This is a genomic window from Prevotella melaninogenica, assembly GCF_018128065.1.
Classification (GTDB): domain Bacteria; phylum Bacteroidota; class Bacteroidia; order Bacteroidales; family Bacteroidaceae; genus Prevotella.
This window is the reverse complement of record NZ_CP072360.1, coordinates 1242583-1256247: the sequence shown is the minus strand read 5'-3', so window position 1 is coordinate 1256247 and position 13665 is coordinate 1242583. Positions and strand designations below refer to the sequence as shown.

Annotated in this window: 10 protein-coding genes; 4 read left to right on the top strand and 6 right to left on the bottom strand. The window is 40.5% G+C overall.

Features of this window, described 5'->3' with window-relative positions; translation table 11 throughout:
• Positions 1-92: 92 nt before the first annotated feature.
• Both uvrA (J5A56_RS10915) and J5A56_RS10910 read right to left on the bottom strand, forming a co-directional pair.
• Entirely contained in the window at positions 93-2921 is a 2829-nt protein-coding gene (uvrA, locus tag J5A56_RS10915) for an excinuclease ABC subunit UvrA (protein ID WP_021671108.1), read from the bottom strand.
• A 121-nt stretch (positions 2922-3042) separates the two neighbouring features.
• Positions 3043-3726, bottom strand: coding sequence for a gliding motility-associated C-terminal domain-containing protein (locus J5A56_RS10910; protein ID WP_021671109.1), 684 nt, complete (start codon positions 3724-3726; stop codon positions 3043-3045).
• A 213-nt stretch (positions 3727-3939) separates the two neighbouring features.
• Between J5A56_RS10910 and J5A56_RS10905 the strand changes: the two genes are divergently transcribed.
• Genes J5A56_RS10905 through J5A56_RS10895 form a run of 3 tightly spaced genes read left to right on the top strand, consistent with a single transcriptional unit; the run spans position 3940 to position 7669 of the window.
• Entirely contained in the window at positions 3940-5331 is a 1392-nt protein-coding gene (locus J5A56_RS10905; protein WP_036919077.1) for an amino acid ABC transporter substrate-binding protein, read from the top strand.
• A gap of 26 nt (positions 5332-5357) precedes the next feature.
• Positions 5358-6107 (top strand): porin family protein, encoded by a 750-nt coding sequence (locus J5A56_RS10900; protein ID WP_021671111.1) that lies wholly within the window; start codon positions 5358-5360, stop codon positions 6105-6107.
• A gap of 8 nt (positions 6108-6115) precedes the next feature.
• Entirely contained in the window at positions 6116-7669 is a 1554-nt protein-coding gene (locus tag J5A56_RS10895) for a peptide MFS transporter (protein WP_021671112.1), read from the top strand.
• Between the two features lie 549 nt (positions 7670-8218).
• On the opposite strand, the gene uvrA (J5A56_RS10890) is transcribed toward J5A56_RS10895, so the two are convergent.
• Positions 8219-11095 carry an excinuclease ABC subunit UvrA gene (uvrA, locus tag J5A56_RS10890; RefSeq protein WP_021672092.1) on the bottom strand — a complete coding sequence of 959 codons (2877 nt, stop codon included), beginning with the start codon at positions 11093-11095 and terminating at the stop codon, positions 8219-8221.
• A 152-nt stretch (positions 11096-11247) separates the two neighbouring features.
• Between uvrA (J5A56_RS10890) and J5A56_RS10885 the strand changes: the two genes are divergently transcribed.
• Positions 11248-11652, top strand: coding sequence for a hypothetical protein (locus J5A56_RS10885; protein WP_021672091.1), 405 nt, complete (start codon positions 11248-11250; stop codon positions 11650-11652).
• A 64-nt stretch (positions 11653-11716) separates the two neighbouring features.
• Here the strand turns inward: J5A56_RS10885 and J5A56_RS10880 are convergent, their stop codons facing one another.
• The 3 genes from J5A56_RS10880 to J5A56_RS10870 form a co-directional block, all read right to left on the bottom strand.
• The gene (locus tag J5A56_RS10880) at positions 11717-12382 is read right to left on the bottom strand and encodes a WG repeat-containing protein (protein ID WP_036919953.1); all 666 of its coding nucleotides are present in this window, start codon (positions 12380-12382) and stop codon (positions 11717-11719) included.
• Between the two features lie 112 nt (positions 12383-12494).
• Entirely contained in the window at positions 12495-12872 is a 378-nt protein-coding gene (locus J5A56_RS10875; protein ID WP_021672089.1) for a YccF domain-containing protein, read from the bottom strand.
• A gap of 251 nt (positions 12873-13123) precedes the next feature.
• Positions 13124-13633, bottom strand: coding sequence for a nitroreductase family protein (locus J5A56_RS10870; protein WP_021672088.1), 510 nt, complete (start codon positions 13631-13633; stop codon positions 13124-13126).
• Positions 13634-13665 lie beyond the last annotated feature (32 nt).

Here is a 13665-nt window from a genome sequence, read left to right as displayed (position 1 = left end):
TACTACTGTGCTTTGGCAAATTTAGGACTAAATTATCAATTATCCAAAGAAAAGAATTGAAAACTCTTTCTCTCTTGCCAATAGGGTATATCTTATTTTAGTGCTTTTGCAAGGAAGCGGGAAGTATAGCTTTCCTTATTCTTTGCCACAATCTCTGGTGTTCCACAGCCTAACATACGACCGCCACCACGACCACCTTCTGGTCCCATGTCAATGATGTAGTCTGCAAGTTTGATGACATCGAGATTATGCTCGATGATGACTACTGTGTTGCCACGGTCAACAAGCTTCTGTAAGACGTCCATCAAGATACGAATATCTTCAAAGTGAAGACCTGTCGTAGGCTCGTCAAGAATGTAAAGTGTCTTACCTGTGTCACGCTTTGCGAGTTCGGTTGCTAACTTGACACGCTGACTCTCACCACCAGAGAGGGTAGTGGAACTTTGTCCAAGTTTGATATATCCTAAGCCAACATCTTGTAATGCCTTTATCTTCGGCAGAATCTGTGGTACGTTCTCAAAGAACTCTACAGCCATATTGACTGTCATATCCAATACATCTGCAATTGATTTTCCTTTAAAGCGTACTTCAAGGGTTTCGCGGTTATAGCGTTTGCCGTGGCAGACCTCACAAGGTACCATCACATCAGGCAGGAAATTCATTTCAATAGTTTTGTATCCATTACCGCCACAAGTCTCACATCGTCCTCCTTTCACGTTGAAAGAGAATCGTCCCGGCTTGTAACCACGAATCTTTGCTTCAGGAAGATTGACAAATAGTTGGCGAATATCAGAGAATACACCCGTGTATGTAGCTGGGTTACTGCGAGGAGTACGACCAATAGGACTTTGGTCAACGTTCACCACCTTATCAATGTTATCAATGCCTTCAATCTTTCTGTAAGGCATTGGACGCTTCAGAGAACGGTAAAAATGTTGTGAAAGAATAGGCTGTAAAGTCTCGTTGATAAGCGTACTCTTTCCAGAACCAGATACACCCGTAACGACAGTGAGACTGCCAAGTGGGAAAGTTACGTCCACATCTTTTAGGTTATTACCTTTACAACCAGTGAGTTGAATGGTCTTTCCGTTGCCCTCTCGTCGTTCCTTTGGGATTTCGATAGCACGTTCACCGTTTAGATACTGTGCGGTGAGTGTGTGTGTCTTGAGCATATCTTCAGGCTTACCTTGGAATACAACCTCACCACCTTTGCGACCAGCTTTTGGTCCAATGTCTACAATCCAGTCTGCTGCTCGCATCATGTCTTCGTCGTGCTCAACAACAATGACCGTATTACCCATATTGCGTAGTTCCTTGAGCGAGTTAATGAGTCGTTCGTTATCCCGCTGATGCAGACCAATAGATGGCTCATCGAGGATGTAAAGTACGTTGACAAGTTGTGAACCAATCTGTGTTGCAAGGCGGATACGCTGGCTCTCTCCACCAGAGAGAGTTGCACTCTGACGGTTCAAGGCGAGATAATCAAGTCCCACATCGAGTAGGAAGTTTATACGCTTACGAATCTCTTTTATAATTTCAACGGCAATTGTACGTTGCTTCTCGCTCAAGTGTTCTTCAACATGGTCAATCCAGTCTTTCAACTCGGTAATGTCCATTTCCGCAAGGTCAGCAATATTCTTGTCCCATATTTTATAGGATAAAGCCTCACGATTCAGGCGGTGCCCATGACATTCTGGGCATTGAGTTTCGGCAATGAACTGGTCTGCCCACTTCTTTCCTGCTGAGGAGTCGTCGTTCTCCATAACAGTACGGAGATACTTAATGATACCATCAAAGGATACAAAGTAGTCGGAGGTGGTATGTACAAGTTCTTTGGCTATCTTCAACTTCTCCAGCGAACCGTACAGAACCTCATCCATTGCCTCCTTTGGTATATCCTTGATGGGTGTTTTAAGACTACAATCATACTTCTTCAATAAAGCATCTATCTGCCAGAAAATCATCTGGTTCTTGTATTTTCCTAAAGGGATAATTGCACCGCTATGAATGTCTTGTTCGTCATCTGGAATCACTTTCTTTAAGTCAATCTCATCTATGACACCCAAGCCTTTACACTGAGGGCAGGCACCTTCGGGTGAATTGAATGAAAAAATGTTTGGTGCAGGGTCTTTGTAGGCTATGCCTGTGACAGGGTCCATAAGTCGTTTTGAGAAGTATTTAGCTTCATTGCGTTCGTTATCAAGAATCATAATCAAACCTTCTCCTTGCTTCATAGCAGTCGTAATCGTCTTGGCTAAACGTTCACGTAGTGTGTTATTCTCCGTACCACCAAGCTTCATCTTGTCAATAACGACTTCAATGTTATGGTTCTTGTAACGGTCTACTTTCATTCCACGAGTAAGCTCCTCTATCTCTCCATCTATGCGTATGTAGAGATAACCTTTGCGACGCATCTGCTCAAAGAGTTCACGGTAGTGACCTTTACGATTGCGGACGAGTGGAGAGAGGATGTATATTTTACGGTCTTGATAGTCAGACATAATCATATCCACTACTTTCTCCTCTGTATATTTTACCATCTTTTCACCACTCATATAAGAGTATGCCTCGCCTGCACGAGCAAAGAGAAGTCGGAGATAATCGTATATCTCAGTAGTTGTTCCGACGGTAGAACGTGGATTCTTATTGGTCGTTTTTTGTTCAATGGAGATGACGGGAGAGAGTCCTGTAATCTTATCTACATCAGGACGCTCCATATTTCCGAGGAAGTTGCGTGCGTATGCAGAGAAAGTCTCAATGTATCGACGCTGACCTTCAGCGAAAATAGTATCGAAAGCAAGCGAACTCTTTCCTGAACCAGATAGTCCAGTAAATACTGTAAGTGAGTTGCGTGGGATGGTTATATCTATATTCTTCAGATTATGTACTCTGGCTCCAAAGACTTCTATCTTTTCGTTCATTGTTTGGTGGTAATGTGTTGAGTGTTGATGAATAGCTGAATGTTAATGACTCCTTTTTGAAATGTCAGCCGAAAGGAAAGTTAGAATTACCTTTTAATATTATCTAAACTTCATTATTCTATCATCTTGTATTCTGTGTATATCCTCTAAGGAGGTTGACATCTCTATGGATATGAAACTCTTTTCCGTCAGCTCCTTTTGCAGTGACATTGACGAAGTAAGTCCCTTGGGCAACATCTTTGCCTTTATACTTACCATCCCAGCCACCAGAAGGGTCATTCCATTCGTATAACTTTTGTCCCCAACGATTGAATATAATAGCTTTGAACTCTATAATACTTTTATAACCAGGTTTCGCACGATAGACATCATTGATGCCATCGCCATTAGGGGAGAAAGCATTAGGCATTTGTAGACTACTTTCACTGATAGAGAAGCTGATAGCATTATAGCGTGTAGTGTCACCATTCAGAATTTCATAAAGCACCACTCTCGTTGTTCCAGCCTCTGTAAAGGTGTATTCTGTATTCTCATCGTAACGGATAAGAAAGGCTGAACGTGGATTCTTTTGATTGAAGAAATGCCATTCGTAATTTGTGGCAGCATCGTTTGTTGTAGATGGATTAGCTGAAAACGAAACTATTAGAGGAGCCGATCCTGCATAAGTATCACCCGCTGCAATCGTATTGGTTTCTCCATTTGCATCGGTGTATTTACCTGAAGGTTGGCAATTTTGTGCCCATGCTATGGAAGAAAGAAGCAGCGACAGTACCATACCAAATATCCTAAATTTATATTGTTTCATTTTAATAGTTCGTTTGATGTTACCTTGAAAATGTGTAATCGTGCAAATTTACACAATTTTTTCCATACAAACAAGTAAATGTAGCAGTCTGCACAAATAATAATATGCTATAAGTGTTTTTGTGTTTTTTATCATTCTACATCTTTTGATTACAGATTTCTTTTGTATATTTGCAGTTGTAATTTGTTACTATTAGAATACAAAAGTATGTATATGGAAAAATATCTCAAATACCTTATGTTGTTTTTGGCTATGACTTTTAGTTATAGCGTGCTGGCACAAAGTGCCCAATGGCGTGATCAACACAAGGTAAAACGTAAGGAAACTATCTTTGGTATTGCTAAAGAATATGGCGTAACAATCCCACAGTTACTTGATGGTAACCCGACGATGAAGCAGGCTGGCTATGAATTGAAGAAAGGTGATTTGATATTTGTTCCTTATTCAAAGGAGGGAGACTTCCTGCCAGATGGTTCTGTAAAAGGTAAGACAAACAAAAAGTCAGCTGCTAAACCTGTTGTTGCTCAGGCTCCAGTAAAGGCTGTGAATGCAATTCGTGTTGGTGTTATGCTTCCTTTGCATAATCAAGACGGTGATGGAAAACGTATGGTAGAGTTCTATCGTGGTGTCCTCTTGGCTCTTAATCAGTTGAAGAGTGAAGGTATTACCACAGATGTGCATGCTTGGAATGTACCAAAGGGGGCTGATATTCGTAGTACATTACTCGAACCAAATGCTTCTAAATTAGATATCATCTTTGGACCTCTTTATTCTGAGCAGGTAAAGCCTTTAGCTGATTTTTGTCGTGCGTATGATATCAAGCTTGTGATACCTTTCTCAATAACAGGCAACGATGTTGAAACAAATCCTAACATATTCCAAGTATATCAGACTGATGCATCCTTAACAAATAAGGCTATTGCTGCTTTCTTGGAGCGTTTCCAAAGATCACATCATCCTATCTTTGTTAATTGCAAAGATGCAACAAGCCAGGTGGGTGATTTTACCACAAATTTAAGGAAACAGCTTGATTTACAAAAGATTAAATATAATCTCACAAGCTCAAAATCATCAGCCACAGACTTCTTAAAGCACTTTGATGCAACGTGCCCTAATGTTGTTATTCTTAATTCTGAGAAAAGTCCACAGTTGAATGAGGTCTTTGCTAAGTTAGCTCAGCTTAAGAAGGCACGTCCAGGTGTAGCCATCAGTTTATTTGGATATAACCAATGGTTTGTTTATCAGGACTATAACCTCGACCAATACTTCAAGTATAATACTTATATCCCATCTACCTATTATTATAATAAGGCAGCGGATAAAACGAAGGAATTAGAGGCAAAATATTTAGAACAATATGGAGAGCCTATGGCAAAGCAAAATATTCCCCGTATGGCACTTACGGGTTACGATATGACACAGTTCTTCATACGTGGCTTGAAGGCAAACGGAAAGAATTTTAAGGGTGCAGCCTCAGAGGTTAAGTATCGTCCATTACAAACTCGTTACGACTTTGTTCGTATAGGGCAGGGTGGATATATTAATGACAACTTCCAACTGATTCATTTCAAGACAGACCAGACAATGGAGAATCTTGTCTATTAAATTGTAGAAGAGACCTTATTCCAAATATGAAGAATAGAATCTCAAAAATATTAGTTATCTTCCTACTTGCGCTGCCTTTGTCTGTTGCAGCGCAAATAGGAGACCATCGTAACGACTTTGCTATTGGTGTAAATGGAGGGTACGTACTCTCAAACGTAGGTTTTACGCCAAGTGTAAGGCAGTCTATGCATGGCGGAGTCACGGGTGGATTAAGTCTGCGTTATGTTTGTGAGAAGTATTTTAATACCATTTGTTCTATCTATGGTGAGGTTAACTATGCTTCTATCGGGTGGAAAGAGAAGATACTGACTGGTACAGACCAGCCTGTAATTAATTCTAATGGATTGGCTGAAGAATACTCACGAACCATTAATTATGTTCAGATACCCGTTTTTGCACATCTTGCATGGGGACGTGAGCGGAATGGTTTTAACTTCTTCATCCAAGCGGGACCACAATTAGGAGTTTATCTTGGAGAGTCAACATCTAAGAACTATGATACACCTAACCTTGCCACCGATGGTACAGGGCGAAGTAATACGACCATCGCACAAGAATCAATGCCTATTGAAAAGAAATTAGACTATGGCATTGTGGCTGGCTTAGGTATGGAGTATTGCAACCGACATGTTGGACATTTCCTGCTCGATGCTCGTTATTACTATGGATTAGGTAATATCTATGGAAGTTCAAAGAAAGACTATTTCGGTAAGTCTAATTATGGCAACATTGTTGTCAAGGCTACCTATCTTTTTGATATAACCAAAACTAAATAAGATAAGCTATGTTTAAAAATCACCCAAAAGGATTGCTTCAAGCAGCCTTCAGTAACATGGGCGAACGCTTCGGTTACTACATTATGAATGCGGTTCTCGCATTATTCTTGTGTTCTAAGTTCGGTCTGTCAGACGAAACGTCAGGTCTGATTGCATCCCTTTTTTTGGCTGCAATCTATGTCATGAGCTTGGTAGGTGGTGTTATTGCTGACCGCACACAAAACTATCAGCGTACAATTGAAAGTGGTCTTGTCGTGATGGCACTGGGGTATGTGGCATTGTCTATCCCTGTTCTCGCTACACCTGAAAATAATTCTTATCTGCTTGCCTTCACTATCTTTGCTTTGGTATTGATTGCTGTTGGTAATGGATTATTTAAAGGTAATTTACAGGCTATCGTCGGTCAGATGTATGATGATTTTGAGACTGAAGCGGCAAAAGTTTCACCCGAGCGTCTGAAATGGGCGCAGGGACAGCGTGATGCTGGTTTCCAGATCTTCTATGTCTTCATTAATTTGGGTGCATTGGCTGCTCCATTCATAGCTCCTGTATTGCGTAGCTGGTGGCTGGGACGCAATGGTCTGACTTATGATGCAGCTTTGCCACAGCTTTGCCATAAGTATATCAATGGTACTATTGGTGACAATCTCAGCAATTTGCAGGAACTTGCAACCAAGGTGGGTGGTAATGCTGCTGATTTAGCATCATTCTGTCCTCATTATCTTGATGTGTTCAATACAGGTGTTCATTATAGCTTTATTGCCAGTGTTGTTACCATGCTCATCTCTCTTGTTATCTTCATGAGCTCAAAGAAACTCTTCCCAATGCCAGGCAAGAAGGAGCAGATAGTCAATGTTGAGTATACCGAGGATGAGAAAGCGTCAATGGCAAAGGAGATTAAACAGCGTATGTATGCTCTTTTTGCTGTATTGGGTATCAGTGTATTCTTTTGGTTCTCATTCCATCAGAATGGTCAGAGCCTTTCTTTCTTCGCACGCGACTTCGTCAATACGGATTCTGTAGCACCGGAGATATGGCAGGCGGTTAACCCGTTCTTTGTAATCTCTCTTACTCCATTGATTATGTGGGTCTTTGCCTATTTCACCAAGAAAGGTAAGCCTATTTCCACACCTCGTAAGATAGCCTACGGTATGGGTATCGCAGGCTTTGCCTATCTCTTCTTAATGGTATTTTCACTGGTTCATGATTATCCTTCAGCTGAGCAGTTTACTTCTCTTGAGCCTGCTGTCCGTGCAACTATGAAGGCTGGTCCGATGATTCTTATCCTCACTTACTTCTTCCTCACCGTTGCTGAGTTATTTATCTCTCCACTGGGTCTGAGTTTTGTAAGTAAGGTTGCTCCTAAGAATCTTCAGGGACTTTGTCAGGGATTGTGGTTAGGTGCTACAGCTGTTGGTAATGGCTTCCTTTGGATTGGTCCATTGATGTATAACAAGTGGTCAATTTGGACTTGTTGGCTTGTTTTTGCCATCGTATGTATCATTTCTATGGCTGTTATGTTCGGTATGGTGAAGTGGCTGGAGCGTGTAACGAAGTCTTAATGTAAAATGATTGACCTCTTATAAGGGAATTATAGCTAATTGATTTTGAGTATTTAGGACATTGTCAAATAACCAAATGAATCTTGGCAGATTATATTAAATATTTGCGTCAATGCTATAAGAAAGTGGATATGTCATAACTTATAAAGTTGATATATCCACTTATGTTTTGTCCGTATTTTTCAAATGCTAAATTTTAATAGATGCCCTTTTAGCTTTGAAAAGACGCCCAATTGGCTTCCTAAAGATGCTCTTTTGAGGTCTAACTAACGCCCTTTTGAAGGCTAACTAAGCACCTCTTCTTGTGCGGTTCTGTAACAACTTGATATGTTGATAAATACGAATGCGGGAAGAAAAGGCTTTTAATGCCTATTTAAAAGTAGGAGAATTGTGAAAAATGTAAATATATTTCGCAGTCTACAAAACTTGTGTCCTCCTCACACATGCTAATATCTTTTTCTTATTTATACGAAGTGTTTTTGTCGTACATAGTGTGAACCTTTTAGGTTATCTTTCATTCTCTGTACAACACAATACTACAAATCTTATCTATTTTAGCTTCTCAATCAAATACTTACCTGTTAGGCTCTCTTTGCAATGTGCCACTTCCTCTGGCGTACCTGCTATGACGAGGTATCCACCTTTATCACCACCATCTGGACCAAGGTCAATAACGTGGTCGGCGCATTTGATGACATCGAGGTTATGTTCAATAACCAATACGCTGTGACCACGGTCAATGAGGGCATTGAAGGCGTGAAGTAGACGCTGAATATCGTGGAAGTGAAGACCTGTGGTAGGCTCATCGAAGATAAAAAGTGTTGGCTCTTGCTGTTCCTGTCCAATGAAGTAGGCGAGTTTTACACGTTGATTCTCACCACCAGAGAGGGTAGAAGAACTTTGTCCGAGTTTGATGTAGCCCAGTCCGACATCCTCCAAAGGCTTCAAGCGGTTGACAATTGCTTTGCGTTTGTGTTCACCGAAGAACTGAATAGCTTCAGACACTGTCATATTCAGAACGTCGTTGATATTCTTTCCTTGGAATTGTACGTCAAGAATTTCATGCTTAAAACGCTGTCCGTGACACTCTTCACATTCCAAAACGAGGTCTGCCATAAATTGCATCTCTACCGTAATGACACCTGCACCTTTACATTCTTCGCAGCGACCACCTTCTGTGTTGAATGAGAAATATTGTGGCGTGAAGCCCATCTGCTTAGATAACTGCTGGTCTGCAAATAGCTTTCTGATTTCGTCGTATGCCTTTACGTATGTTGCAGGGTTAGAGCGTGTACTCTTACCGATAGGGTTCTGATCTACAAACTCCACGTGTTTAATCTGTTTCCAGTCACCACCGATAGATGAATATTCACCTGGTGTGTCGGCAACTTCATCTAAATGACGTTTTAGAGCAGGGTAGAGAATACCTTTCACAAGGGAAGACTTTCCGCTACCACTGACTCCTGTCACTACAGTAAAGACATTCAGAGGGAACTTTACGTCAACACCCTTAAGATTATTCATGCGTGCTCCCTTCAATTCTATCGCCATATTCCAAGGGCGTCGACTTGTAGGTGTGTTGATAACTTCCGTTCCTGTGAGGTATTTAATGGTATATGAATGAGGATACTGCTCCAGCAGTTGCAGTGATTGAGTATTTTTCTTCTCTTTAATATCTCCCTCTATTCGCTTGATATCAGATACTTTACCTTCGAAAACAATCTCTCCGCCAAGTCTACCTGCATCTGGTCCAACGTCAATCAGGTAGTCTGCAGCACGCATGATTTCCTCATCATGTTCTACAACAACCACCGTGTTACCTAATGCTTGAAGTTCTTTCAGTACATGGATGAGTCGGTCGGTATCTCGACTGTGTAAACCTATAGATGGTTCGTCAAGTATATAGAGTGAGCCAACGAGGGAAGAACCAAGGGAAGTTGTGAGATTGATGCGCTGACTCTCACCACCACTCAATGAGTTTGATTGGCGGTTAAGGGTGAGATAGCCCAATCCTACATCTAAAAGGAACTGCAGACGACTTGTTATCTCGGTCATCAATCGCTTACTAACTTCCTGCTCATGCTCTGTTAGTTCCAGCTTGTCAAACCACTTTTTAAGGTTGATAATAGACATATCAACAAGGTCGGTGATAGCCATACCACCTATCTTGACCCACGTAGCTTCTTTCTTTAGTTTAGTTCCATGGCAGTCAGGACAAACAGTCTTACCACGATAACGACTTAGCAAAACACGATATTGAATCTTATACTGGTTTTCCTTTACCATTTGGAAGAAGGAATCAATACAGATTCGGTCGTGAATATCCTTCTTCCTTTCGCTTGGAAGACCCTTCCAAAGGCTTTCTTTCTCAGCCTTTGTTAGTTCATAATAAGGTTTAAAGATAGGGAAATTATCCTTTGCAGCACGTCTGCAAAATTCATCTTTCCACGTTGCCATTTTCTCACCATGCCAACATTGTACGCAGCCATCATAGACAGAAAGAGAGGAATCAGGAATGACTAACTTCTCATCAATTCCTATAACTCGCCCAAATCCTTCACAAGTAGGACAGGCACCAAGGGGAGAATTGAACGAAAACATATTGTCGTTTGGCTCTTCAAAGCGGATACCGTCAGCTTCAAAGCGAGTTGAAAAATCGTAGGTTAGTTTAGCTGGGAGAATCATCAACCGCATATTGCCATCGCCCTCATAGAAAGCTGTCTCACAAGAATCAGTGAGTCGAGTCAATGTATCTTTGGACTTATCGACCGATAGTCGATCAATAACGAGATAGATGTCTTTATCCTTGTTTTTAGCTTTGCTTTTGTTGCTCTCATCAGCAGGATTTTGTTCAAGCCAGTCTTCTATGCGAATGAAATCATTATCCACATAGATACGTGCATAGCCTTCCTGCATCTCCATTTCAAGTTGGGCTTGTACGCTTCTCCCTTCAATGATATGGAGAGGGGAAAGAATACAGAACTTTGTACCTTCAGAATAGGACATCACTTTCTCAATGACATCTTCAACAGAATGATGTTTTACCTCTTCGCCCGATACAGGACTGAAAGTTCTACCTATGCGAGCATAGAGAAGACGGAGATATTCGTATATTTCGGTAGAAGTACCCACTGTCGAACGTGGATTACGTGAGATAACTTTTTGCTCAATGGCTATGGCAGGGGGAAGTCCTTTGATGAAATCGACCTCTGGTTTGGCCATTCTACCTAAGAACTGACGGGCATAAGCGGAAAGACTCTCAACATATCTGCGTTGTCCTTCAGCGTAGAGTGTGTCGAAAGCAAGCGATGACTTGCCCGAACCTGATACGCCAGTGATAGCAACAAACTGACCTTGAGGGATTTTCACGTTTATATCTTTTAGGTTGTTAACCTTAGCCCCTTTTACCTCAATATATTTATTCATATTATTCAACTTTATTCTATATTTATCCTTACAAACTCTTAAAAGTGATTTAAAGGACGGAGAGTAATATGCAAAATTACAAAAAAACTTTGGTTCTTTCTGATATTTACTTTATATTTGCAGCTGATATTTTATTTTAAAAGAACACAATTATGAGAGTTAAGAAATTATTGGTTATTGCTTTGTTGGTCCTTCCAATGATGGGTATGGCACAAAGCTCATACAAGCAGATAGGTGAATCTGCAAACACAACACAGTTTGAAAACAAGCAGAATAGTGCAGCTTACCAGCAGTGGTTGAGCCAGTATGAAGAGTGTGGACAACGAATCAACGCAATATCTGAACAATATCAGAAAGAGGTTGATAAGCGTGGCTACCCTAAGAAAAAGACTATAAAAGCTAAGATTGCATTGGTTAATCAGTATATCAGCTTGTTGCAGCAGCAACGTGATTCACCAGAACTAAATCAGGGCGTTGATCTTGATAAGGTAAATAGCAAGATTTCCATGTGGCAGGAACAGCTTCAAGGATTGACTGCTTTGCTGAAGAAAGTTTAAATCGTATTTTATTGTAATTTGAAAAGAGCTGTAACCGCATTGGCAGTTACAGCTCTTTTCAAATTTATTGCTCTTCACCATCTGTGTTAAGTAAGACTTTCTTGTTGTCTTTCTTTGCTTCAAAGTAAGGTGGTTCATCTCTCAACGATATACTATCATAGATGAACGGTGCTACAATGGTATTTTTCCCGTCAGGAAGGATTAAACCAAGCTTACCATCTAATTGTGCTATGAGCGGCATTGTTCGCAAATCATCAACATAGACATAACAAGTGCGAAGGAACTCATATTTCGGTTCAACGAGAGTACGACCTCTATGGTCGAGAATACCAAATTTCCCTTTCCGCTCAATAACCTCATGATACTGGATATAGATTTCACGGATAAGGTTCAAGTATTTCACCATCTTTCGTTTATCGTTGACCAATGTAACGAGATATTCGAACGTGTCAGAGTAGTTTGCCATTGCACGAGCTAAGATAATCTTCATATCTAATCCCTTAATGGCTTTACGATTCAAATCTATATAGCGTGCAATAGCAGCCTCCTTCTCCTTCAAAGGAAGGTCTTTTAGATGCTCTTCAAAACGTAGCATCTGTTGTTTGCTACCGTGCATTGCTTTGATATATCTATGTATCTGTCGTCCCATCTCTATGCACACGAAATGGCGAATCTGCTGTTCCTCTATAGGGTCAGCGTATTCTTGGTTGAAGTTGTCTTGCGTAATCATGGGCTTTGTCTCCTTTGTTTTTGCCAAAGATACTGACTTTTGATAATTCTACCAAGAATTTAAAAGAATTTTATTCAAATGATTTTCAAATGTCTTTTTTTAGTTGTTGTCCTTAAAGGTTAAGTACAACATCCTTACCGAATGGTGTTAGAGATAGTCTTGCCAGTTTGAAGTGTTGCTTAGCAAAAGGAATTCCTATAATGGTTATGCCAAGGAGAATACCAAAGAAGATGTGGGTCAACCAAGCCCATAAGCCACCAAAAATAATCCAAATTATATTGAGTGGAATGGTGATACAACCCGAAAGGCTTTTCCCTTGTCTTACTTCTGACCCGAAAGGCCATAAGCATAATAGTCCAAGTTTGAATGTTTGTATTGCAGCAGGTATGCCTATAATGGTGATGGCGAGTACCAAGCTACCTGTAAAATAACCGATAGCAGCCTCTAAACCGCCAAAAATCCACCAGATGATATTTCCAAGAATACGCATAATTAATTGTTGAATTAGAATGATAAGATGCAGATTATTCCTCTGCTTTTATCTTATAAAAATTAGTTTTGAATCTGAATTTAATTACACTTTACTTTCACGCTAACGTTATATGTCATTGTGCGAAACCTCAGCACATCGGTTGAGGGTAAGGCGATAGATTCGTAATAGTCGTTACGTTATAAATATAAGATGCTAATGACGAATCAATGGGAATATGTTCAATAGACAACAGAAATCGTTGATAAAGATTATATAATGTCTATTATTTCTTCTAATGGCTTCCTTTTCTTCTCATTCATTGGACAGTCATCAACAGGATGACCGATAGGAATGATGGCAACCGGTTCATAACCTGAATATAGGAAGGTTTCTTTCAGTTTGGCAACATTGAAGTTACATACCCAACAAGTGCCTAAACCACGTTCTGTTGCAGCTAAGCAGAGATGTTCTGTTGCAATGGCTACGTCGATATCACCATGCTGCTTGTTATCCTCTTGGCGTATCCAGTTCTTTTCAACCTCACGCATACAAATGATGTAGAGTGGTGCCGACTTGAACCATTCACGGTCGTAACATTCTTGTAGTTTCTTTCGTGCCTCTTCTGACTTCACGATAACGAACTTCCATGGCTGTTTGTTTACAGATGATGGTGCCATACGTGTCACCTCAAGGATATATCTTAAGTCCTCTTCTGACACAGGTGTGTCGCTGTACTTACGTGCGGAAAAACGCTTTTGGGATAGTTCTAAAATATTCATAATGTGTAATTAAAGCAAGATGATGAGGAGAG

What these genes read in the sequence shown, in the direction of transcription:
- J5A56_RS10875 (WP_021672089.1), bottom strand. Translation starts at nt 12,872, where the DNA reads ATGCGTATTCTTGGAAATATCATCTGGTGGATTTTTGGCGGTTTAGAG.
- J5A56_RS10880 (WP_036919953.1), bottom strand. Translation starts at nt 12,382, where the DNA reads ATGATTACGCAAGACAACTTCAACCAAGAATACGCTGACCCTATAGAG.
- J5A56_RS10885 (WP_021672091.1), top strand. Translation starts at nt 11,248, where the DNA reads ATGAGAGTTAAGAAATTATTGGTTATTGCTTTGTTGGTCCTTCCAATG.
- J5A56_RS10910 (WP_021671109.1), bottom strand. Translation starts at nt 3,726, where the DNA reads ATGAAACAATATAAATTTAGGATATTTGGTATGGTACTGTCGCTGCTT.
- J5A56_RS10895 (WP_021671112.1), top strand. Translation starts at nt 6,116, where the DNA reads ATGTTTAAAAATCACCCAAAAGGATTGCTTCAAGCAGCCTTCAGTAAC.
- J5A56_RS10900 (WP_021671111.1), top strand. Translation starts at nt 5,358, where the DNA reads ATGAAGAATAGAATCTCAAAAATATTAGTTATCTTCCTACTTGCGCTG.
- J5A56_RS10905 (WP_036919077.1), top strand. Translation starts at nt 3,940, where the DNA reads ATGGAAAAATATCTCAAATACCTTATGTTGTTTTTGGCTATGACTTTT.
- J5A56_RS10870 (WP_021672088.1), bottom strand. Translation starts at nt 13,633, where the DNA reads ATGAATATTTTAGAACTATCCCAAAAGCGTTTTTCCGCACGTAAGTAC.
- uvrA (WP_021671108.1), bottom strand. Translation starts at nt 2,921, where the DNA reads ATGAACGAAAAGATAGAAGTCTTTGGAGCCAGAGTACATAATCTGAAG.
- uvrA (WP_021672092.1), bottom strand. Translation starts at nt 11,095, where the DNA reads ATGAATAAATATATTGAGGTAAAAGGGGCTAAGGTTAACAACCTAAAA.